A 20,853-nucleotide genomic window follows, 5' to 3' on the forward strand; every position below is an offset into this window, starting at 1 on the left:
GATGAAGCTGCTATACCTCGTACTCAACAAGGCCGCCGATGAATGGAAACGGCCACCGCGCGAGTGGGCCGAGGCAAAAACCCAGTTCGCCGTGATCTTCGGCGAGCGGTTCGTCATCTGATGACGATAACCGGCCTCGCGCACAAAATATCTGACAGTCCCGTCCGCCGCCGCGCCCGCTGGCGCTGGGTCCAGCGCCGGGTAGACCCCAGGCGCATGGTCTTCATTGATGAGACTTGGGCCAAGACCAACATGACGCGCACTCATGGCTGGCATACAAAGGGCGAGGCGCTGATCGACAAGGTGCCGCACGGGCACTGGAAGACGCTGACCTTCATTGCCGGTCTGCGCCACGACGGCATCCTCGCTCCGTGCGTCCTCGATGGTCCGATCAACGGCGAGAGCTTCACCGCCTGGGTCGAGCAGTTCCTGATCCCCGAGCTGGAGCCCGGCAGCATCGTCGTGGTCGATAACCTCGGCAGTCATAAGGGCAGCCGCGTGCGCAAGTTGCTCAAGGCAGCGGGCATCAGGCTGTTCTTCCTGCCGCCCTACTCGCCTGATCTGAACCCCATCGAAGAGATGTTCTCCAAGCTCAAGCGCCTGCTTCGAAAGGCCAATGAAAAAACTGCCGAGGCAACCTGGCGACGCATCGGAAAACTGCTCGACCACTTCCCGCCCACCGAATTCGCCAACTACATCCGAGGTGCCGGATATGCCTCAATCTAAATCAGAAAGACCCTAAACGCGACGGCTCAACAACAGCAACCGGGCGCGTAGCTGAGGATCCGCTTCGGGGCTCCCTATCGGCAGCTTTTGTCCGAAGCAGGGATTCTTAGTAGCTGATATAAGCGCCCGGGTCTGGTCGCCTTCCGCCGGAAGCGAACTCCTGGTCATGGGGACCAAGCCGCCGTTCGCGCCTTGGGTCTGCAATGTCCGGCCTCGCTGAAAACGGACGTTCGCGTGGCTGCGTAGGCATCCCGATCAGAAGATCAGCGTTGCCCCCAGATTGACGCTATGTCCGGCCCCGCTGCCGAACTCGCCGCGATAGGCGGTATGCAGGCGCATGCGCTCGCTCGCGCGGATGGCGAGGCCGGCGGCGGCGGTCGCCGACGTCTCGGGTCGCATCGCGCCGGCCACCCCGTTCATGCGCGGTGCGCCGATGAAGCCCGCCTCCGCGATCGGGGTGCGCCCGGCAAGCTGCCGCCGAAGTCCCGCCTCCAGCCAAGGCTCGATCGTCGCCCCGTCCCGCTGACCGCCGCGCAGCGCGACCTGTGCATCAAGGAAGCTCGCCTGCGTGCGCCGGCCGTCTACGGCGAGCGCGAAGGCGGGGCTGCCCCCTTCCACGGCACTGCCCCGACGGGAAGAGACGTGGTTAAAGCCGACACCCGGCTGCACGACCCAACCCTGCCCGAGCGCCACGCGATAGCCAGCCGATAGATCGGCTACGAGGCCACGCAGACGATGGCCCGCATTGGCGCTGCCGCCCCCCGGCAGGTCGCGCCAGGTCGTGGCCTTGCTCCAGTCATAGGCGATGCCGGCGCCCAGAACGAAACCATTGTCGGTGAACTGGCCGGAGAGTCCTGCGACTACGCCGTCCGCGCTCGTTCGGCTGCCCAGCGCGCCGATGCTCTGGCTGCCATCGATATAGCCGACGAAGCCGCCGATCGCGCTATTACCCCGCCGCAGGCCGATGCCGGCGAGCAACCCTCCGCTACGGCTCGTCGCGCGCGCCGTGCCGGCGGTGTCATTGGCATCGAGCGTGCGCCAGCTGCCCAGCGCCTGTCCGAAGGCGAACAGCCCCTCACCACCCGTCGCGACGAAGGGCATGCGCATCGCCCGCGCGAGACTCAGGCCGTTCTCGATGCCCAGCTGGGATGCGCTTGCATAGGCTTCGCCGCTGATGCGCGAGAAGGTGGCGGGATCGGCGGCGCCGTTGGCGAGCAGCGTCGGAAAGGCGCTGGTCAGCGCCGCGCTGGCGCGGCCGGTCAGGATCAGATCGTTGACATAGCCGATCGTGCCGGTCGTTTGCGCGGAAGCACCGGTCGGCAGGGCGAAGGTAGCGAGCAGCGAGACCCCCGCCGGCCCGAAGCGGATCGCCCCCGGCACAGTGGCGGACTGGGTGACGGTCGCGAAGCTGCCGGTGATGGTCGTCGCGGCGATGATGTCATATCGCCTGCCCGGCAGCAGCGGGGCATCGCTGGTGAGCGAGAGTGCAGCTCCACTGGCAATGGCGAGCGTGCCGTTGACGATCAGCATGTCGCTTGCGCCGCTCCGCGAAAGTTCGATATGCGTGGTCGATCCGCCCGCCAGCGCGACATTGCCGTTGACGGTCATCGTGCCCGGTGACGCACCCGGCTCGAGGATACCGCCCGCCGCGACCGAGATGTTGCCGTTCACCACGCCCGCCGTGCCGAACCGGGCGCCGGCCCCGATTGAGACATCGCCTGTCAGGCTCGATCCCGCACGGCCGATCAGCCATCCGCCCAGAACATTGGTCTGCGCGATTGCGCCACTGCCCGAATAGGCGTTGACGCCGGCGCGATTTACCAGAGTCTCGAACGCCTCAAAACGATTGAGGGTGATCTCGGTCGGCGCAGCATAGGCCGACCCCATGTCGAATTCGATCCGGTCATTGCCTTCGCCGCCTTGCACGCGGCCGGTGAACTGGGCTCCGCTGCGCAGCACCACCACATCGTTGCCGGTGCCCATATGCACGTCGCCCTCGATCCGGCCGGCATTTTCCAGCCGGTCGTCGCGCGCGCCGAGGCTGATCGCGCCGACGACAAGGCCGGTTGATCCATTGATGACGGTGTCCACCGAACCGGTCATGTGGATCGCGCCGCCGACAAAATCGCCCGTGCCGCCGAAATCGAACCGCACGTCTACGGGCAGCACTCCGCCCGCTCCGCCGCGGATCGTGCCGAGATTTGTGATCGTCGTCGTCTCGGCCGATCCGGCAATCGCGATCGCGCCGAACCCTTCAAAACCGGCTGAAGCCGATGTCCCGCCGGAACTTGTGATCGGGCCGGACGCGGCGATGAGGCCGGTCGCCAGATTCTCGATGACGAGCGACGAGGCCGTCGAGGCGCTCCCACCTGCGACGAGTCCGATTGCAGGAAGAAGCATGGCCGTAGAAGATAACGGATCCGCAGGTGCATTCTGACCGGGAATGTACGGCGTCATCACCAATCCGCCGCCATCGAAAGGGTCGACGGGATAGACATGCCCACCGGCGTTGGCGAGGATGTTTCCACTGTTGACCACCTTGACTGTCGAGGTGCCCAGCCCGCCATCCACAGATCGCGTCGATCGGGCGATGACCGCGATGCCACCCGGCTGGTCCTGTAAGATGGATCCCGTATTGGTCAGGGAAACCTCCGCCGCCTGCTGCGTGTAGGTGGTAAGGCTCAGCGCCACGCCGGACGATGGCGCGGCTTTACCCATCGCCTTGATGGAGCCGCTATTGCTGGCGGTTGCTTTGACGGCGGATGAAAAGAGACTGACCCGCCCATCGATGGTTCCGCTATTGGCGAACGTCATCACCTTCTGATCGGTTGACTGGTCTGCGATGTATGCGCGCGGGCTCTGCTGCAGGCTGAGCGCGGTGCCGGAAAGATCCTTCGACACGGTCCCGCTGTTTGCGACGCTCAGCGTTTCCGTGCGGGCTGCGATGGTCATGCCACCCGTCACGCTGCCCGAATTGACGAACGACACTTCCTCGCTGACTTGCGCGGCGGCTGGAAAGCTGTTGGGAGAGTCCAGCGAGATCAGGACGCCGCCCGTGTTGAACGGGCTGCTGCTCCGGCCCGTCAGCGTGCCGCTATTCTCGAACTGGAAGCGGCGGCTCGTCATGCTGATCGACATCAGCCCCTGAAGCTCGCCGCTGTTGCGGACGATGGCCAGGTCGGTATCGCCAGCAGGATAGAGATACACGTCATATGGGTAGGTGCTCGTTGCGTTCGAGCGGATGATGCCCTCATTCGCGAACAGGAAATCGCCGCCGCTCGCCCCGAGGCTGAGCGCCATCTGCCGGTTTCCTGCGTTGATCATTCCCTCGTTCGTGAAGCTGCGCACGATCCCAAGCGCGCCGTCGCCGAGCTCACCTTCGTTGATGAAAGCCAGACTCGAGCCGAGCGCTGTATTCGGAACACCGCGAGTGATGCCGAAGCTGACCACGCGGCTCGCGCCCGCGCCACCACTGGCGATGGTCGACTTGTTGATGATGGTGCCGTCACCGAACAGGCCGATCTCACCGATCGATCCTCTACCCGAACCGGTGAGCGTCACCGTGGTCCCTGCGCCCGATGCGCCGAAGCCCACGGCCTCGAAACTCGTCGGGAGCGTGTGCCCGCCCATATCGACTGTGGCGCTCCTATCGTAGAGGCGAGCGAACATGTCGATGCCGGCCCCGCCGTCGATCGTGCCCGTAATGCCGAGCTGGTTGCCATAGGCCACCAGAATGTCCGCCCCGTCGCCGAAGGTGAGGTTGCCGTTGAGCGTGCCGCCGCGGTCATGATAGACGTTCGTGCCAGTGGAGAAGAAGCTCGTCGATCCCAGCAAGACATTGCCGATGATTGTCCCGGCATTTTCGATCGTGCCGCGATTGTTGAACTGGATTGCGTTGCGGCCCGGAGTCGCCGCGATCAGCCCGCCAGCCTTGTTGATCACGGATGCGGAGACATAGGTGTCGCCGAACACGGCTAGCCCGTTGGCGCTGCTAATTGTGCCTTCGTTCGTCAGCGACTCTGCCTGATTGGTATCGAAGCGGATCGCATCGCCGCCGGTGCTAATGGTGCCGCGATTGATAACTGTCCCCGCGCCGACCACGCCGCGCGCATCCCGTCCGCCGGCGATCTGCTCGATGACGCCGGTGTTGATGAAGGTCGGGCGGTCCGCAGTATAGCTGATGAGCGGTGCGACGCCGGTCGCGCCGTCGAGGGAAATCGTGCCGCTGTTGATAACGGTTCCGCTGCTCGTGATGGCGGTCAACTGTCCGCCGGTTGCGGCCCGGGCGGTCATCGTCCCGGCATTTTCGAACCGGCTGCCGATGGTCGCTGTCACGATCCCCGCATTATAGCTGCTCGAATTGCTCTGCACGACACTGATCGTGCCGCGGCTGATGACATCGAGCGCACTGGTCGGCTCGCGTCCCTGCGGTGGCGGGGAAAGCACCGAAGTCTTGCGCATATCGATCAGGGTGCGATCACCCGTGCCGGAGAAGTCCGCCGAAAGATCGACGCTGCCTTCGCCTGCCAGGTCGAGTGTGAAGTCGACCGGCGCAGGCGCATCCAGGGTCAGCCGCACGCCATTCGACAGTTCGTAGCCCGTCTGGCTGAAGATGCCGCCGCGCTGGATCGTCGCGCTGACATTGCGATCGACGATATAACGCATGCTCTGCTGTCCATTGCCGGTCACGCTGCCGGTGACGCCCGCATAGGCGCCCGGGCCGGTGTTGACGAACGAGGTCACGAACAGGTCGTTGCCGTCGCCCAGATAAAGGTCGCCGTTGAGCAGGCCACCGGGCATGGCGACGAAGACGTTTCCAGTCGCGCTTGCCGGGCTCGCGCCGCGCAGCAGAACATGGCCGTTGATCGTGCCCTGGTTGAAAATCCGCGCGCCACCGATGAACTGGCCGCCGGTAATTGCCGACTGACCGCCCGAGATGATGCCGCCGGCTTCATTATGGACGGCTCCCCCGGATATTTCCATGCCCCTGCCGGCGGCAGACCGGATGGTCCCGCTGTTGCGCAGAACGTTCCCGCCATATTGCATGCCGACCGTGGCGCCCTCGATGGTGCCGCTGTTCATCGAGTCCGTGCTGGAATGACCGCTGAGCTGGATGCCGACGCCGCCGGTCGAGCGGATGAGGCCGCTGTTGTTGAGGACTTGGCTCGACTGGACGGCCATGCCCGTCGCGATGATCGAGCCGTTGTTCGTCCAGTTGTTTCCGCTACCGATCTGCACGCCGCCGCCGCCATTTCCGGTGATCGAACCGGCATTGGTGAAGGCGCCCACCGATGTGAGCCGGACCGCGAAGTCCCCTGCACCGGCAAGGCTGGCAGTGATGGCACCTTCGTTGATGATCGTGAGGCCGGACGACGGCCCGGCGTCGGTCGAGAGGGCGACGCCGGCCGTGTCGATGCGTCCGCGATTGATGAAGCGGTTGTTGGGGTTGTAGAAACCTTGGTCACCACCGCCAAGCGCGACCTGGCTCGTGCTGGCGTAGCTCTCTGCAAATGTCAGTGTCGAATTCTTGCCGATGCCGTACTGGACTTGTTCGAAGCCGGCCGGCACGGTTGGCGCGGATTGCAGGACCGTATCCGTGCTCACTTCGTAGCGGATCGCGTCGATGCCGCCGCCTGTGTCCAGCGTCCCGGTGATGATACCGAGCGGATTGGCGGTCGTCAGGTCGGCGAGGAACACGTCGTTACCGGCACCGAGCAGAACATTGCCGTTGATCGTGCCGCCGCGATTGTCGATCCGCGCACCCTGATATTGTCCGGCCGTGCTGGCAATGATGTCACCGGTGATCGTGCCGCGATTGGTGAGCTGGAGCGTTCCGTTGGTGCGGATCGCAGTCGTCCCACCACGGATGAGGCCATCATTGGTGATGCCGACAAGGTTCGGCGCGGCGATGGCGGTGCCTTCGCTTTCGATCCGACCGGTCGCGCTATTGGTCAGGGAGAGGATCGAGACCCCTTCGAGGGCGTAGCCGGTGCCGCGATTCTCGATAAGGCCGACATTGTCGACATGCTGATTGGGGTTGAAGGCGCGGTAGAGGCGGATCGTCGCGTCGGCGCTGGTGGTGCGGATCGTGCCCGTGTTGCCGACCGTCCCCTGACCATAATATTGCGGTGCCGGTGCATCGACATAAGCGCTTTGCGTGCCGCCATCGATCAGCCCGGCATTGGCGAACAGGTTCACCTGTCCGCGGATCGGGCCGATGACGCCGGTCGCGAGATTGGAGAGGCTCTCGAAACGGCCGCCCGCATCGTCTGCGCCATTGAGAGCGGCGATCGTGCCCCCGTTGGTCAGCGCGATCCGCGCCCACCCCGCGCTGTCGAACGGCACCTGCGCGCGGATATTGCCCACCTGCGCGCCCTGCTCGACATTGATCGTCGCGATGTTGTTGGTGAAATTGAACCCCGCCGGCGGCGCAACACCAATCTCCGAAACATTTGAGCCTGCTCTGACGAGCGTAGACGTGTGGCTAACTCTGATAACAATCGAGCCGTTGTCTTCACAGATAATGGTCTGTCCGACAGTCGGAGAACCGGGAACGCATTCCGCCCAGGTCGGTGCGCCTGGAAAGATAAGCGCTGCCACCGAGGTCAGCAGCCTCACCCCCTGCTTACATTTCAAGTCTTGCATCAATGCCCCGCAAATTTTTTGGACAATGGGGGGGACCACAATGGATGGGCAAGCGATTAATCTGAGACAGAAATCATTTGGCTTGCCGAACGGACGGCCACTATCGGGGCAGTCCTGGCGCGCTCGAATGTCCAGATTCAGGGGCGCGTCTGCCCGGACGTTCAGAGGCGTGCAAACGACTGGTTTTGGCTTAAGCGGACATTCAAATGCCTGCTTCGGAACGGCGCAATCTGGTCGGCAGCCGCCCTGATTTCGGACATTCGTGATCGCTCGGACGCTGCCCGATAGCGGTCATTCATTCACCTCGCCTTCCGACAACCGGCGCCGTCCTCAAAAGTCGTACATTTGACCTGAAGTCAATCTGACCGACTACAGCCATCCATTCTGCATTACCTATTTAGCTAACTCGCGGATTGGGACAGTGACGTCTGTCCGTCAGGGTTTTATCGCGTAGACCACTTGTACTCGCACCTGCGTTTCGATCGCGCGAGGCTTCAGTCCGATCGCCACTGGCGGCGGCGGCGGTGGAGGTGGCGGAGGCGGCGCGCTGACGCGCTCTGCCGTGGCGACGATTTCGTCATAGGGGCCTGGTCCGTTGAAGCTGAGGTTGGAGACGCTAAGGATGCCGCCCAGCGTCACGCCGGAAGCGCGCGCGATGGCTTCAGCCTGTCGCTTCGCTTCGGCCAGCGCCTCGGTGATCCCGCGCCGCCGGATCTCCTTGTCTTCAGCAAGGAAGAAGCGGTCGATGCGAGGGTTGGTCGCACCAAGACGTCCAGCAAGCGACACCATCGTACCGGCCTCGTTCACCGCTGCAGTCCGGACCTCCACTTGGAGATCAGCCGTATAGCCAACGATCGCGCATTCGCCGGTCGAGAGGCGTGGATTGCCATAGCTGTTTCGATTGCAATCTCGGCCGCGCACCTCGGCGATTGCGACCTGCGCTGCCCGTATCTCAGGGCGGGCGGAGATACCCGCCAGTCCCTTCTCGATCGCGTCTCGCTTTGCCACCATGGACTGAACGGCCTCATCACTGGTTGTGCCCTCGCCGTGGACCGAGAAGCTAACGACGGCACGGTCGGGCGGGCTCGGGATCGTCGCGGCACTCGTGACGATGATCCGGGGACGCGGCTCTTCGCCGGATTGGGCTATTGCGGCGCACGGCAATATGATCGGAAGGAGGGCGGCAAAGCGGCGCATAGGAAATCTCCGGTGAGAGAGCTGTAAGCCTAGTGGATGGTGTCTCGGCGCAGGCCACAGATCAAGCATGGGCCAGTACGCGCCAGCATTGGGAAGTTGCGCTCGTCAGTCCAGAGCTAAGCAACCAATGAGCATATCTGACTTATCCCATTGTTATAGATCGTCGTCGCCAACAACGAGCTGTTCAGTAAAGGTTGGACTCATAGTCCTTTGCCAATCCGCTCTTCATTAGGCCGGGCACGGAAAGCACGGCACTGGCTACCTTTGCGGTCAGGCCCTTGTCGCGGTTGAGTTTCACATGGCCGACGAACATCTTCGCAGCATCGATTGTCTCGTCCGCCTCGGTCACCGGCCAAAGTCCGGCCCGGCGCAATGCGGGGCTCTCGCGCAAATCGAGTTGGTCGATAGCGATTCCGATGGCCAGCAGAGGCGTCTTGTCCTTCACCAAGAACAGGGCGCGTATTGCAGCATCTGTCGTCATCTTCGCAACGCCGCGTACGCTCAGGATCTGGCTCGATCCCGGTACCAGCAACGTCGCGGCGACGCGAGGTTGCGTGATCATGTTGCGGAAGCTGTCGACGCGACGATTGCCCTGACGGTCGGCAAACCACAATTCCTCGCCGTCGAACCGCACCATGAGACCGGCCGGATCGCCTTTAGGGCTGAGATCGGCCTGGCCATCGGCATCTACCGTCGCGAACGCGATGAAACGGGATGCCAGGGTGAAGGCGACGGGAGTGGCGTAGGAGATGTCGATCGGATCGGCCGTCCAGAAATCCGAGCGGATCAGCGCTTTCGCGCAGTGGCCGTAGCATTCGCTGACCGAGATGATCGCGGTGTCGTCCTCGATCGCGCTTACCTGTCCGTTCACGCGCAGCGTCTCGCCGATGCCCGGTACGAGGAACAAGGCGCCGAAGGCGCTGCCGACCCTTATCAGATCCGCATCGTCCAGAGCGGCGAGGGGCAGTCGCAACGCTTCCCGGTCACCCGCGCAAAAGGAACGCGCGCCACCGGCAAGTGTCGTCGCAACGCCCGTTTCGTTTCCCATTCCCACGAAGGCGAGCGGGGAACGTGCAATCCAGTGAAGCGCCATCTCGTCGAGATGGTCGATCACCTTGAGATGCACCGCAGCTGGCGTCCGTCCGATGATGGCCCGCAGGCCAGCTTCGTCCCCGGATTATGGAGGCGTCAGTCATCATGGCCGCCGTCCCATCGTCGCGATCATGATCCGTGCCGAGCAGATCGCGCCATCAAGCGCCGAACCAACACCTTGATTGCAATGCAGGCATGCACGCCGGTCCTGAACGCCCGAGATGAGCTGAACCAACAGCTGTTCGTCCTCGGACAGGTCGGTCGCATCGCCCACGCGCAATTTGCGTCCCAGCGCCGCCTCATAGACGCGGAGAAGGCCGCTCAGCACGGGCGCCAGCATGTCGTATTTCAAGGGGCGAAGCATGGCGAAGAGCGCAGGACGAACCTCGTGATTGGCATCGCGCGCTTCTCGCCAGCATCGCGCTCCACGAAGCAACAACGTACGAAAATCTGCCGGCTGATCGGCTGCCAGTTCCATGATGACTCTCCAGTTTCGCCAATCATTATTGCGAACGATTCGCAAAAAGGCAACCCCAAAGACGACAGGACTGATACTTAATCGCAATTGACTCGCAATAGCACTTTCGATAGCCGCCCCATTGAGAAAACAAGGGGGTATTTCATGCGGAGTTTCCTGGCGGCTGTAGGCTTGAGCGCCATCTGTCTTTCCGGGTCGGCCGTTGCTCAGACCGCGCAGACGCCCGACAGCGCTGACGCAGCCGAGGGCACGGGCGACGAGATTGTCGTCACCGGCGAGAAGGTCGCGCGGTCCCTGCAGGATACGACCGCCAGCGTTGCCGTTACGACGGCGAAGCGGGTTGTGGAGGAGAATCTGGTCAGCTTGCAGGACGTGCTGCAACGGACGGCCAATGTCACGGAAACCTATGGCGTTTCCGGTTTCACCATTCGCGGCATTGCCAATCGCGGCGTAACCGGTGGCGAGGGTGCGGCACTGGCGACGATCTTCGTCGATGGGGCAGCCCTGCCCTCGGCGCTCGTGCAATCCGCGCCGACCGATATGTGGGATGTCGCTCAGGTCGAGATCCTGCGCGGACCTCAATCCACCTTGCAGGGCCTGAACGCGCTGGCCGGCGCGATCATCGTGCAGACGACCGAGCCGACCATGGACTGGAGCGTGCGGGTGCGGGCGATGGTGACCGACGAGACGGCGACACAGTTCGCCATCGCGGGCGGGGGGGCGATCATCCCGGGCGAACTCGCGTTCCGCGTGTCGGCCGAGAAGCGCGACGGCGACGGCTTGACCTATAATCCAACCCGCAAGACCGACGAGAACCCGCTTGATTCGATCAATCTGCGCGGCAAGCTCCTGTGGACGCCGACGGCATTGCCCGGCTTCGAGGCGCGCCTCGGCTACACGCGCTTCGAGCGGTTTGGCGGCTATTCGTTCAGCTACACCGACACGAGCGTGACGGACTATTTCGGCAATCGCCGGAATTTCTCGAACGATCCCAATGACAGCGACCTGACGACCGACATTGCGACCGGAGACCTGCGCTACGATTTCGGTGGCGGTTTCTCGCTCACGAGCCTGAGCACCTACAACATCGTCAACGAGTTCAACCGTTACGACAATGACCTGACGGCAGCTGCGAACGGTGCCTATACGCAGCGCAATCGATACAAGACCTTCTCGCAGGAGCTGCGGCTCAATTACGAGAGCGATCGGGTGAGCGCGCTGTTCGGCGGTTTCTTCTACGATCGCAGCAATCAGATCAGGACGACCAGCATCACGGGTGTCACGACGCCCGTCAGCACGATCGCCGGTCTTCTCCAGTTGAACGGCCTAGACGCAACGACCGCCAATTTCGTCGCCAATCTCTATGGGACAGCGCTCCCGCGCATCCCGGTCGATTTCAAGTCGGACGGCTCGGGCAAAGTGCAGACCCTGGCCGTGTTCGCCGATGGGCGCATCAAGCTGACCGATCGGCTCTCCCTGCTCGCCGGCTTCCGCTATGACCATGAGAAGAATAGTATTGCGGTGAAGCAGGTCACGGGCCTTGCCGGTCCGCTGCCGAACCCCCTCCTGTTTGGCCCGGCCGGGTCACCGCTGAACACGGCCGTCATCGGCATCAACGCGGCCGTCACCGGCTTCGTCGCGCAGGCGAGCGGCGGCGCCGTCGCGATCGACCGGACCTTCGATGCCTTCCTGCCCAAGGGCGGGATCGAGATGGCTTGGACGGACGACATCAAGACGGCCTTCACGGTCCAGCGCGGCTACCGCTCGGGCGGATCGAGCAGCAATCTCGCGCGCTCGGCCACCTTCGCCTATAATCCGGAATTCACCTGGAACTACGAACTGTCGTTCCGCTCGCAATGGCTGGACCGGACGCTGACGCTCAACGCCAACGTCTATTATGTCGACTGGAAGGACCAGCAGGTCAGCGCGAATTTCGGCCTGAACGAGTATGACACGAATATCGTCAATGCCGGCAAGTCGCATCTCTACGGCTTCGAGATCGAGGCCGCACACCGGCCGAGCGACAAGTTCGATTGGTATGCTTCGATCGGGCACGGCCGGACAAAGTTCGATGCGTTCACAACGACGATCGGCAGCGTCACCGATTTTTCCGGCCTTGAATTTCAGCATGCGCCGAACTGGACCCTGGCAGCGGGCGTGAACGTCAGGCCGCTCGACGGCCTGCGCTTCAATCTCAATGCGAGCCATCGCAGTGCGGTCTTTTCGGAGATCACACGGCCGCAAACGGACGCCCGCTTGGCATCGCGCACCCTGGTCAATGCGCGCATTGGCTACGATATTGGACCTTTCACCCTCTCCGCCTTCGCATCCAACATCTTTGACGAGCAGTATTTCCAATATGCCCGGGTCGGTTTGCCGCGCGGCGTGATGGGAGCGCCGCGCGTGCTTGGCGCGGCTATCGAGGTGCAGTGGTAACAATGGAAGCGATACTGGCCCTCCTGCTGGTCGCGAGCGGCGCGTTCGCGGCATGGCTGCTTCGCCGGGCGTGGCGCGCAAAGCCCGGTGCCGGCGCAGGGGACAAGTTCGCCGGCTGGGCGATCATCGTGGCCAGCCTCGTTTGGCCTGCCTTCGTGATGGGACCCACGCTGGGCCCGTTTGTCGCGCTGGCTGCCATCTCCACGGGGGCGCTGGGCCTCGTCTCATCGGGTGTGACCTTCCGCAAGGCCAAGGCAGCCCGCGCGGGGGCCGGGCGCGACAGTCTTGCGCCCGAGCCCGTCGAACGGCCGACCACTGCCTGGCGCACGACGCTGCGCTGGCTGCTGGCCGGACCGATCGGCATGATTGCAGCCATGGCCATCGGCATCGCCTATTCGGTCTGGGTTCCCGGCGAGCCGCAGACGCGGCTGGTGATTGGCGGCCTGACCGTGCCCGTGGTTTGGGGCAGTGCCATGGCCTGGACGCTGGCCGATAGCCGCATCCTGCGCGCGACGGCCGTGCTCGTCGGCACGGCAATCTTCGGCTTCGGTATCTCGATCCTGAGAGGCTTCGCATGAGCAGCACGGTCACCCAGCGCAAACCCCTGCTGTCCCGCGTTCCTGCCGACTTCGTCAGGGCGGTGCTGAAGGGGCATAGCGGGCTTGGCCTCGCCTTCGCCGCGGCGATCTACCTCGTCTGCCTGACCGGCTCGATCGCCGTCTTCGCGCATGAGTTCCAGCGATGGGAACTGGCTGGAACGCCGCGTCTCGAGACGCTGTCGCCAAATGCCGTGCAACGTGCACTGGCAGGCGCGATCGAGCGGGTCGGCGGCGGGGTGGAACATGCCTATATCACTATGCCTTCACCGGAATTGCCGCAGGCGCTGGTTGCCGTGGAAAAGGATCATGTGACGCGCACCTTCGTTGCCGATGCAAACGGCGTGATCGTTGCGTCCGGTGACACGCCCTGGACCGAATTCATCACGCGGCTCCACATCAATCTGCATCTGCCGCAGAGCTGGGGCGTGTTCATTGTCGGGCTGACCGGCGTGGCGCTGCTTTCGTCTCTGATCTCCGGCATCCTGGCGCACCCGCGCATCTTCCGCGACGCCTTCCATGTCCGGATGGGGGGATCGCGCCGGCTGCAGGAGGCGGATCTCCATAATCGCCTTGGTGTCTGGGCGATGCCGTTCCACGTCATCGTCTCGCTGACCGGGGCACTGCTCGGTCTGACCACGATCATCGTCGGCGTGCTCGGCATCGCGCTGTTCCAGGGCGATGTCGGCAAGGTCTATGCGCTATTCATTCCGCAAACGCCCAAGGACGATCCGCGTCCCGCGCCGTTGCTCGATCTTCGCCCGTTCTTCGCGCAGGTTGAAGCGCGCTCGGGCGGCGCACGGATCGACATGGTGATGCTCGAACATCCCAGCGAAATGGGCGGCGCTGCGCTCTTCTATACCGAGAAGGATGACGGGAGACTGCACAACTCGGACTCTTATGCCTTCAACCGTGCCGGATCCCTCTATCACACCTACAAGGCGGACGACGCCGTCACTGGCCAGAAGGTCCTCAACTCGCTCGGCAAGCTTCACTTCGGCTGGTTCGGCGGCGGTATCGTCAAGATCCTCTATGGTTTGCTAGGCTTGGCGCTCACCTATCTCGCGGCGGGCGGCGTCCTCATCTGGCTGGCACGGCGGCGCGACAAGCGAAATCCCGCGCCGGGCTTCGAGCGGCTGTGGGCAGCGACGATCTGGGGCCAGCCCGTCGCAATCGGCCTCGCCGCGCTGACCGTCGTGCTGGCCGGTGCGGCCGCGTCGAAGATGGTGCTGGTGACGATCTGGGGGATCGCGACGCTAGTATCGCTCGCGCTGGCGATCCGCACAACTCCGGACATGATTGCGCGCGCCTTGAAGTGCGTCGCCGGTCTTGCACTGATCCTAACCGCCTTGGCTCATCCCCTCCTGCGGCCTTCCGGCGATCCGGTAGCGTGGGCAGTCGACGCGACGTTGCTTGTCTGTGGCGGTCTCCTCCTGCGGCTGGCGAAGCGCCAACAGAGCAGTTCCGCATATGAGGATGCGGTCCTGACCTAGCCATCGTCTTCATTGCGCAGGCCGATTGGCCAAGCGCCTCCTCAGGTTCGCGCCAATTGACATGTCGCTGGCCGCCGCCTACGCGCAATTGAGAATTGGTTGCAACAAAGGTGGGCGATACGCTCGTGACGAGCTCTTCGATCCGCATATGGTATCTGGTCCACAAGTGGACCAGCCTGATCTGCACGATCTTTCTGTTGATGCTCTGCATTACCGGACTGCCGCTGATCTTCCATGACGAGATCGACTGGCTGACCGAAGACCAGGTGCGCTATGGCATGCCGGGCGTCGGCTCCTCCGGCAATGCACCAGGACTTCTTCCGCTCGACGCGATGATGGCCAAGGCATTGGCCGCTCGTCCGGGCGAAGTGCCGCTGTTCATGGCTTTCGACAACGACCAGCCATCGATGACGATCACGACCGGGCCGCGCCCGGATTCGCCGGGATCGGAGATGACGATTCAGCTGTTCGACCGCTCGACCGGCGAACTGGTCGGCAAGGAAGACGACAGCGGAGTGATGCATTTCCTGCTCCAGCTCCACACCGATATGTTCCTGGGCCTGCCGGGGATGCTGTTTCTGGGCGCCATGGGCGCGTTATTCACCGTGGCGCTTGTCTCGGGTGTCGTGCTCTACGCGCCCTTCATGCGCAAGCTCCCTTTCGGGACGCTGCGCGTCGCTCGCAGCACGCGCCTCAAATGGCTCGACTATCACAATCTGCTGGGGATCGTGGCGCTTGCCTGGATGATGGTTGTCGGTGTGACGGGCGTCATCAATACGCTGGCCGACCCCATCAACAAGCTGTGGCAGCGTAACGAGCTCGCCAGCATGACGCACGAATATGCGGGGAAGGGCGCTCTCTCGCCTTCACGCTATGGATCGCTGGACAAGGCGATGGCGCAGGCCCGCAAGGTCCTGCCCGGCAACAGCCCGCAATTCATTGGCTTTCCGGGCGGCAGCTTCAGCTCGAAGCACCACTACGCCGTCTTCTTTCAGGGCGACACTCCGCTTACGGAACGGTTGCTGACGCCGGCGCTGATCGATGCCGAAACCGGCGCCTTCACGGCGGCGCGATCGATGCCTTGGTACAACAAGTCGCTCTCGTTATCCCGTCCGCTGCATTTCGGGGATTATGGCGGCCTGCCGCTCAAGATCCTCTGGGCTGCGCTCGATATCTTCACGATCATCCTCCTGGTGACCGGGCTCTATCTGTGGCTCGGCAAGCGCCGCGCTTCGTCCGCTGCCCATGTGCGGGAGGTGGAAAGCGGCGGCGTGGTGGTGCCAGCGGAATGACGCGGCGCTCCTCGTCCCGACAGAGCCTGCGCGCGATCTTCGCTGCGCCGATCGCGATCGCAGCACTGAGCACTGTCGCATTGGTCGCGGCGCTCACCGGCGATGGTTGGCGCGACGCGCTCTCCTGGGCCGGACTTGCCGTGCCCGTTCTCATTGTTGCTAGGGCGATGAAGGCCCGGCGCTCCTGACGAAGGAACCGATCATGACCAATTCCTGCTTCCGCGCGGCGCTCTGCCTGACCGTCAGTGCTTCCGCATTCGCCAGCGCCGCGCACGCTCAGGACAGCGATGCTGCCAGCGCCGACGACATCATCGTCACTGCCCAGCGCGAGAACGCCACGGGCGTGGACCATGCCGGCAATGCCGGCGTCCTCGGCAACAAACCGGCCGAGGACCTGCCCTTCGCGATCAAGAGCTATAATGGCGCGCTGATCCTCAACCAGCAGCCGCAGACGCTTGGCCAGGTGCTCGACAATGATCCCTCGGTGCGCACGAGCTACGGCTTCGGCAACGCCGCAGAGCAGTTCGTGATCCGCGGTTTTGCGCTGTTCGGCGACGATGTCGGCTTTGACGGACTTTACGGCATCACGCCGCGCCAGTTGATCGCGCCCGAGCTTTACGAGTCAGTGCAGGTGCTGAACGGATCAAGCGCATTTCTGAACGGCGCAGCACCGAGCGGGTCGGGCATAGGCGGCAGCGTCAATCTCGTGCCCAAGAGGGCCGGCAACAAGCCGCTCACGCGCCTAACGGCCAATTATACGTCGAGCGCACATGTCGGTGGCAGCTTCGATGTCGCCCGCCGCTTCGGAGCGAACAGCGAGTGGGGCGTGCGCGTCAACGGCGCAGCGAGGCGCGGCGATGTGGGTATCGATGACGAGTTCCGCAGCGCCTATCTGCTGGGCGGCGCGATCGACTATAATAGCGGTCCGCTGCGTCTCGCGCTGGACCTTGCCTATCAGAAGGTGCGGGTGAATCAGATCCGGCCCAAGCTGACGCTGCCCGCGGCGATCGCCAGCATACCTGCCGTTCCGGGCGCCTCGATCAACTATGGTCAGCCTTATTATTTCACGGAACTGCGCGACATTTACGGTCAGTTCCGTGCCGAGTACGACCTCTCCGATAATGCGATGATCTATGCTGCCTTTGGCGCACGCGATGGATCGGAAGACGGCTATTACAGCACCTTGTCGCTGCTCAACGCGACGACCGGCGCGGCGTCCGTCTCCGGGTCGCGCATTCCACGTACCGACAACAACGAGGCGCTGCAGACTGGCATACGCGTAAGACTCGCCGAGGGTGGCATGACCCACGAGTTCAACGTTGGTGGGTCGATGAACTGGCTGGTCAATCGCAACGCGTTCGAATTCTATGCAGTGTCGTCGGTCAACAATAATATCTACAATCCGATCGAGGTGCCGAAACCTGCCACCATCACGGTGCGTGGCGGCAACATGGCCGACCCCTTCCCGATCTCGCGCATCCGCCTGATGAGCGCCTTCGCCTCGGACACGATCGGGCTGTGGGACGACCGCATCCTGCTGACCGGCGGTTTGCGCATCCAGCAGATCGTCGCCAAGGGCTATTCCAACGTCACCAGGTTGCAGACCAGCGAATATCGCAAGGATGCGATCACGCCGGTGGTCGGTCTCGTCATCAAGCCGGTCGACGGCGTTTCGCTCTACGCCAACCGCATCGAAGCACTGGTACAGGGCGCAGCGGCGCCCGCGACGAGCGGCGGGCTCAACATCGTCAATGCCGGCGAGATCCTGCCGCCTTACAAATCCACGCAATATGAGGTCGGCGGCAAGCTGACGCTGGACATGGTGACCGCCAACTTCTCGTTCTTCACGACTGACCGCGCCACCGCGATCGCCGTGCCGCTACCCGCGCCGCCGGCCAATGCCGGGCGGTTCGCAGCCTCGGGCCTGCAGCGCAATCGCGGCATCGAGCTCAGCATCCAGGCCGAGCCGGTCAATGGCCTGCGCATCATCACCGGCGCCTCGGTGATCGACGCGCGGCTGCGGCGCCAGACGAACGGCCTCAACGAGGGCAAACAGGTGGCGGGCGTTCCGGACTATCTGATCAACGGCAATGTTGAGTGGGATCTGCCCTTCGTCCCGGCGCTCACGCTGACCGGCCGCGTCGTTCACACCGGCAAGCAGCCGGCCAATGCCGCGAACACCTTGTGGCTGCCGAGCTGGACCCGGTTCGACCTTGGTGCGCGCTATGTCACGCTGGTCGGGGATAATCCGCTGACCTTCCGCTTCGGCGTCGATAACGTTGCCGACAAGCGCTATTGGGCGTCGGCCTTTGACAGTTCCCGCCCCGACTTGCTGCAAGGCGCGCCGCGGACCTTCAAGCTGTCGGCGTCGATCGATCTTTAGGGGGCGGTGGCAACCAGACAGCTCGGCCCTCTAACTCAGACATTCGAAAGATAATTTGCGCTTCCTGATAGCGGCCACTCGTTCACAGAGCTGGCTGTGTCGGAACTGGGACTTTCCAGCCGTCCAAAAGTGATGGGTGGAAAGTCAGCTCTTTTCTGGAGCAAACATTCGGCGTTTGCCTGAATGGCGCCGCCGAGGGACAAATGCATCCTTCGCCTTATTGTAAGCAATCGGATGGACAATCCGTCGAATGAAGGCCTGTAGCTTTCAAGGCACTGATGAATTACCATTCGGAGCTGCTCGGCCACATCGGGTCTGTCGCCGCGCGCTGGGGGCAAATGCGTGCAGGCAAGCGAGCGGAGGAGCGCGGCGACGCCGTCTTTTCAGGCATTCCTGAGCTATAGCCACGCGGACAAGGCGGCCGCGCAGCGGCTGCATCGCAAACTCGAAAGCTATCGTCTGCCCCGCCATCTGTTGCAGGCCGGTGCCGATCGCCGGATCGGCAAGATCTTTCGGGACCGCGAAGATCTGCCCGCAGCAACCTATCTGTCGGCCGTCGTGCGGCAGGCGCTCGCTGCTTCGCAAGCGCTGATCGTGCTGTGTTCCCCCGCTGCGAAGGATTCCCGCTGGGTGGCGCGCGAAATTGCGCTGTTCCGCGAACTGCACCCCGACCGCCCGATCCTCGCCGCGCTGCTTAACGGCGAGCCCGGTGAAGCCTTCCCCCCGCCGCTCCATGACGGGGGCGAGCCCCTCGCGGCGGACCTTCGCAAGGACGGTGATGGCTATCGGCTCGGCTTCCTCAAAGTGGTAGCCGGTGTCATGGGCGTGCCGCTCGATTCCTTAGTGCAGCGCGATAGTCAAAGGCAGATGCAGCGCGTGATGGCCGTCACGGGCCTCGTCACCGCCGTTGCCGTAACCATGGCGGTGATGACAGTGATCGCTCTCCAAGCGCGCAGCGAAGCGCAACGCCAGCAGGTCGCTGCCGAGGGCCTGATCGAGTACATGCTGACCGATCTGCGCGAAGACCTCGATGGCGCTGCAGGTGTCGCCGTGATGACCCGTGTGAACGAGCGCGCACTCGCATTTTATGAGGGGCAAGAAAGCCTCGTAACCCTATCGCCCGACAGCCTCGAACGGCGCGCGCGCGTGATCGGCAGGCTGGGCGAAGATGCTATGTTCCGTCAGAATTATGCCTTGGCGCGGCGCAATCTCGAGGAGCGGGCGCGCACGACCCAGAGCCTGCTGGATGATACCCCCTCTGATCGAGGGCGCCGGTTTAATCATGCCCTGAGCTTGAATCGATTGGCGGTCCTGTCCGAAGCCGAGGGGTACGGCGCGCAGGCTGAGGCCGAGCTTCGCAAGAGCTGGGCGCTGTTGTCGGACCTTCAGGCGTGGGAGAGCGGCAATCCCGAATGGCAGCGGACCACGGCGCTGGTTGCGGGTAACCTATGCGCCATCGACGCGCTGAGCAAGGACGTGGACGCGGCAACGCTCGACAAGTGCCGAATTGCCGTTGAACTGGGCATCAGGCTTGCAAGCGAGGACAAAGTCGCCTCTCGCGCGCCGTACGATCTCGTCTTTAATCTGATGTGGCACAGCGTTGCGCTGGAGCAGGCGGGCCGGCGCGATGATGCGCGCAATGTGCGGCGGGACGCCCTGCAGCTAACCGACCAGCTCGCCGCAGCGAACCCAGATAACCGCAAGATCAGGTCACAGCGGATGGAGACCTATGGCTACCTTGCCTCCTTCGAAGCACCGCCCGTCCGCCGTACGATGCTGACCACGGCGATGGAGATAGCGCAGGAGTTGACCCGGCTCGATCCCGAGCGTGTCGAATGGAAATCGACTTTAGAAGATTTTCGCAAACGGTTGGAGGAATGAGAGATGAGTGAGGAAAATGGTCTGAGGGATGTCTACCTTTTCGAGATCGAAAATGGCGCTGGCGGATTTGCCGAATTTGCTCACGTTTATCATCGTGATCCCTCCACGACATATGACCAAGCCTTCAGGGAAATCGAGGCAGCGCAACTGCCTGAGGAATGGCGCGAAGCAAAAAAGGAGTACGCGGGTAACGGTCTCGACATGCGATTTCCTGCATTTAGCAAAGCGCTCGTTTTTGTTCGCTTGCCAGATCAAGGGGAGCTGACCCAGACCGAATTCGGAGTGGGCGTTGTGATGGACTTGCAGGTGAAAGGTGCGCAGCCGAGCAATATCATTCGGAATCCCAGTCGCTATGCGTTGCCAGATGGCACGCAACGGCTTTGTTCCTTCGAACTTGATATGCCGGACACGTTGGCAAGAATTCCCCGTCCTAATACTGACCACAAAATCACGCGTCTTCCGATCATGTTCGATTTTGTCGACAAGAACGATGGAATATCGCCCGTTTTCAAGGGACCCCACGACCATGGGCACGAGCATGACGTGAAGGATTCGGGTCCTTTTAAAGGCCACGGCGGCATCCACCCGAGCGGCGGTTCAAGCCTGATCATTCTCGCGTAGGTATAGGACGCAC

13 protein-coding genes are annotated in these 20,853 nt (G+C 63.1%); 9 read left to right on the top strand and 4 right to left on the bottom strand.

Annotated elements, in window-relative coordinates; genetic code table 11:
• Window positions 1-120 precede the first annotated feature (120 nt).
• The gene (locus KM135_RS19515; protein ID WP_221715754.1) at window positions 121-726 is read left to right on the top strand and encodes an IS630 family transposase; all 606 of its coding nucleotides are present in this window, start codon (window positions 121-123) and stop codon (window positions 724-726) included.
• A 255-nt stretch (window positions 727-981) separates the two neighbouring features.
• Here the strand turns inward: KM135_RS19515 and KM135_RS19520 are convergent, their stop codons facing one another.
• The 4 genes from KM135_RS19520 to KM135_RS19535 form a co-directional block, all read right to left on the bottom strand.
• On the bottom strand, window positions 982-7,092 hold the full coding sequence (locus KM135_RS19520) for an autotransporter domain-containing protein (RefSeq protein ID WP_221715755.1): 6,111 nt from the start codon (window positions 7,090-7,092) through the stop codon (window positions 982-984).
• Window positions 7,093-7,806: 714 nt separating this feature from the next.
• Entirely contained in the window at window positions 7,807-8,568 is a 762-nt protein-coding gene (locus KM135_RS19525) for an SIMPL domain-containing protein (protein ID WP_221715756.1), read from the bottom strand.
• A 184-nt stretch (window positions 8,569-8,752) separates the two neighbouring features.
• Window positions 8,753-9,694 (bottom strand): pyridoxamine 5'-phosphate oxidase family protein, encoded by a 942-nt coding sequence (locus tag KM135_RS19530; RefSeq protein WP_221715757.1) that lies wholly within the window; start codon window positions 9,692-9,694, stop codon window positions 8,753-8,755.
• A 69-nt stretch (window positions 9,695-9,763) separates the two neighbouring features.
• Window positions 9,764-10,138, bottom strand: coding sequence for a hypothetical protein (locus tag KM135_RS19535; protein WP_221715758.1), 375 nt, complete (start codon window positions 10,136-10,138; stop codon window positions 9,764-9,766).
• A gap of 144 nt (window positions 10,139-10,282) precedes the next feature.
• Between KM135_RS19535 and KM135_RS19540 the strand changes: the two genes are divergently transcribed.
• From KM135_RS19540 to KM135_RS19575, 8 genes are all read left to right on the top strand, one after another.
• The gene (locus KM135_RS19540) at window positions 10,283-12,574 is read left to right on the top strand and encodes a TonB-dependent receptor (RefSeq protein ID WP_221715759.1); all 2,292 of its coding nucleotides are present in this window, start codon (window positions 10,283-10,285) and stop codon (window positions 12,572-12,574) included.
• 2 nt (window positions 12,575-12,576) lie between these two features.
• Window positions 12,577-13,152: a hypothetical protein gene (locus KM135_RS19545; RefSeq protein WP_221715760.1), complete on the top strand. Its 576-nt coding sequence runs from the start codon at window positions 12,577-12,579 to the stop codon at window positions 13,150-13,152.
• Window positions 13,149-14,663, top strand: coding sequence for a PepSY-associated TM helix domain-containing protein (locus tag KM135_RS19550; protein WP_221715761.1), 1,515 nt, complete (start codon window positions 13,149-13,151; stop codon window positions 14,661-14,663). The genes KM135_RS19545 and KM135_RS19550 overlap by 4 nt, the downstream gene beginning before the upstream one ends.
• Before the next feature lie 125 nt (window positions 14,664-14,788).
• Window positions 14,789-15,955 (top strand): PepSY-associated TM helix domain-containing protein, encoded by a 1,167-nt coding sequence (locus tag KM135_RS19555; protein WP_221715762.1) that lies wholly within the window; start codon window positions 14,789-14,791, stop codon window positions 15,953-15,955.
• Window positions 15,952-16,143 (top strand): hypothetical protein, encoded by a 192-nt coding sequence (locus tag KM135_RS19560; RefSeq protein ID WP_221715763.1) that lies wholly within the window; start codon window positions 15,952-15,954, stop codon window positions 16,141-16,143. The genes KM135_RS19555 and KM135_RS19560 overlap by 4 nt, the downstream gene beginning before the upstream one ends.
• A 14-nt stretch (window positions 16,144-16,157) precedes the next feature.
• Window positions 16,158-18,338 carry a TonB-dependent receptor gene (locus KM135_RS19565; protein ID WP_221715764.1) on the top strand — a complete coding sequence of 727 codons (2,181 nt, stop codon included), beginning with the start codon at window positions 16,158-16,160 and terminating at the stop codon, window positions 18,336-18,338.
• A gap of 342 nt (window positions 18,339-18,680) precedes the next feature.
• Complete coding sequence (locus KM135_RS19570) at window positions 18,681-20,219, top strand: toll/interleukin-1 receptor domain-containing protein (protein ID WP_221715765.1); 1,539 nt, start codon at window positions 18,681-18,683, stop codon at window positions 20,217-20,219.
• Between the two features lie 3 nt (window positions 20,220-20,222).
• Window positions 20,223-20,840: a hypothetical protein gene (locus KM135_RS19575; RefSeq protein ID WP_221715766.1), complete on the top strand. Its 618-nt coding sequence runs from the start codon at window positions 20,223-20,225 to the stop codon at window positions 20,838-20,840.
• The last annotated feature ends 13 nt before the right edge of the window (window positions 20,841-20,853 follow it).

It is taken from the genome of Sphingobium xanthum (genome assembly GCF_019737615.1).
Classification (GTDB): domain Bacteria; phylum Pseudomonadota; class Alphaproteobacteria; order Sphingomonadales; family Sphingomonadaceae; genus Sphingobium; species Sphingobium xanthum.

Bases quoted from the DNA above. Each gene is read 5' to 3' on its own strand.
- KM135_RS19575 (WP_221715766.1), top strand. From the start codon at position 20,223: ATGAGTGAGGAAAATGGTCTGAGGGATGTCTACCTTTTCGAGATCGAA.
- KM135_RS19535 (WP_221715758.1), bottom strand. From the start codon at position 10,138: ATGGAACTGGCAGCCGATCAGCCGGCAGATTTTCGTACGTTGTTGCTT.
- KM135_RS19550 (WP_221715761.1), top strand. From the start codon at position 13,149: ATGAGCAGCACGGTCACCCAGCGCAAACCCCTGCTGTCCCGCGTTCCT.
- KM135_RS19515 (WP_221715754.1), top strand. From the start codon at position 121: ATGACGATAACCGGCCTCGCGCACAAAATATCTGACAGTCCCGTCCGC.
- KM135_RS19540 (WP_221715759.1), top strand. From the start codon at position 10,283: ATGCGGAGTTTCCTGGCGGCTGTAGGCTTGAGCGCCATCTGTCTTTCC.
- KM135_RS19545 (WP_221715760.1), top strand. From the start codon at position 12,577: ATGGAAGCGATACTGGCCCTCCTGCTGGTCGCGAGCGGCGCGTTCGCG.
- KM135_RS19560 (WP_221715763.1), top strand. From the start codon at position 15,952: ATGACGCGGCGCTCCTCGTCCCGACAGAGCCTGCGCGCGATCTTCGCT.
- KM135_RS19565 (WP_221715764.1), top strand. From the start codon at position 16,158: ATGACCAATTCCTGCTTCCGCGCGGCGCTCTGCCTGACCGTCAGTGCT.
- KM135_RS19525 (WP_221715756.1), bottom strand. From the start codon at position 8,568: ATGCGCCGCTTTGCCGCCCTCCTTCCGATCATATTGCCGTGCGCCGCA.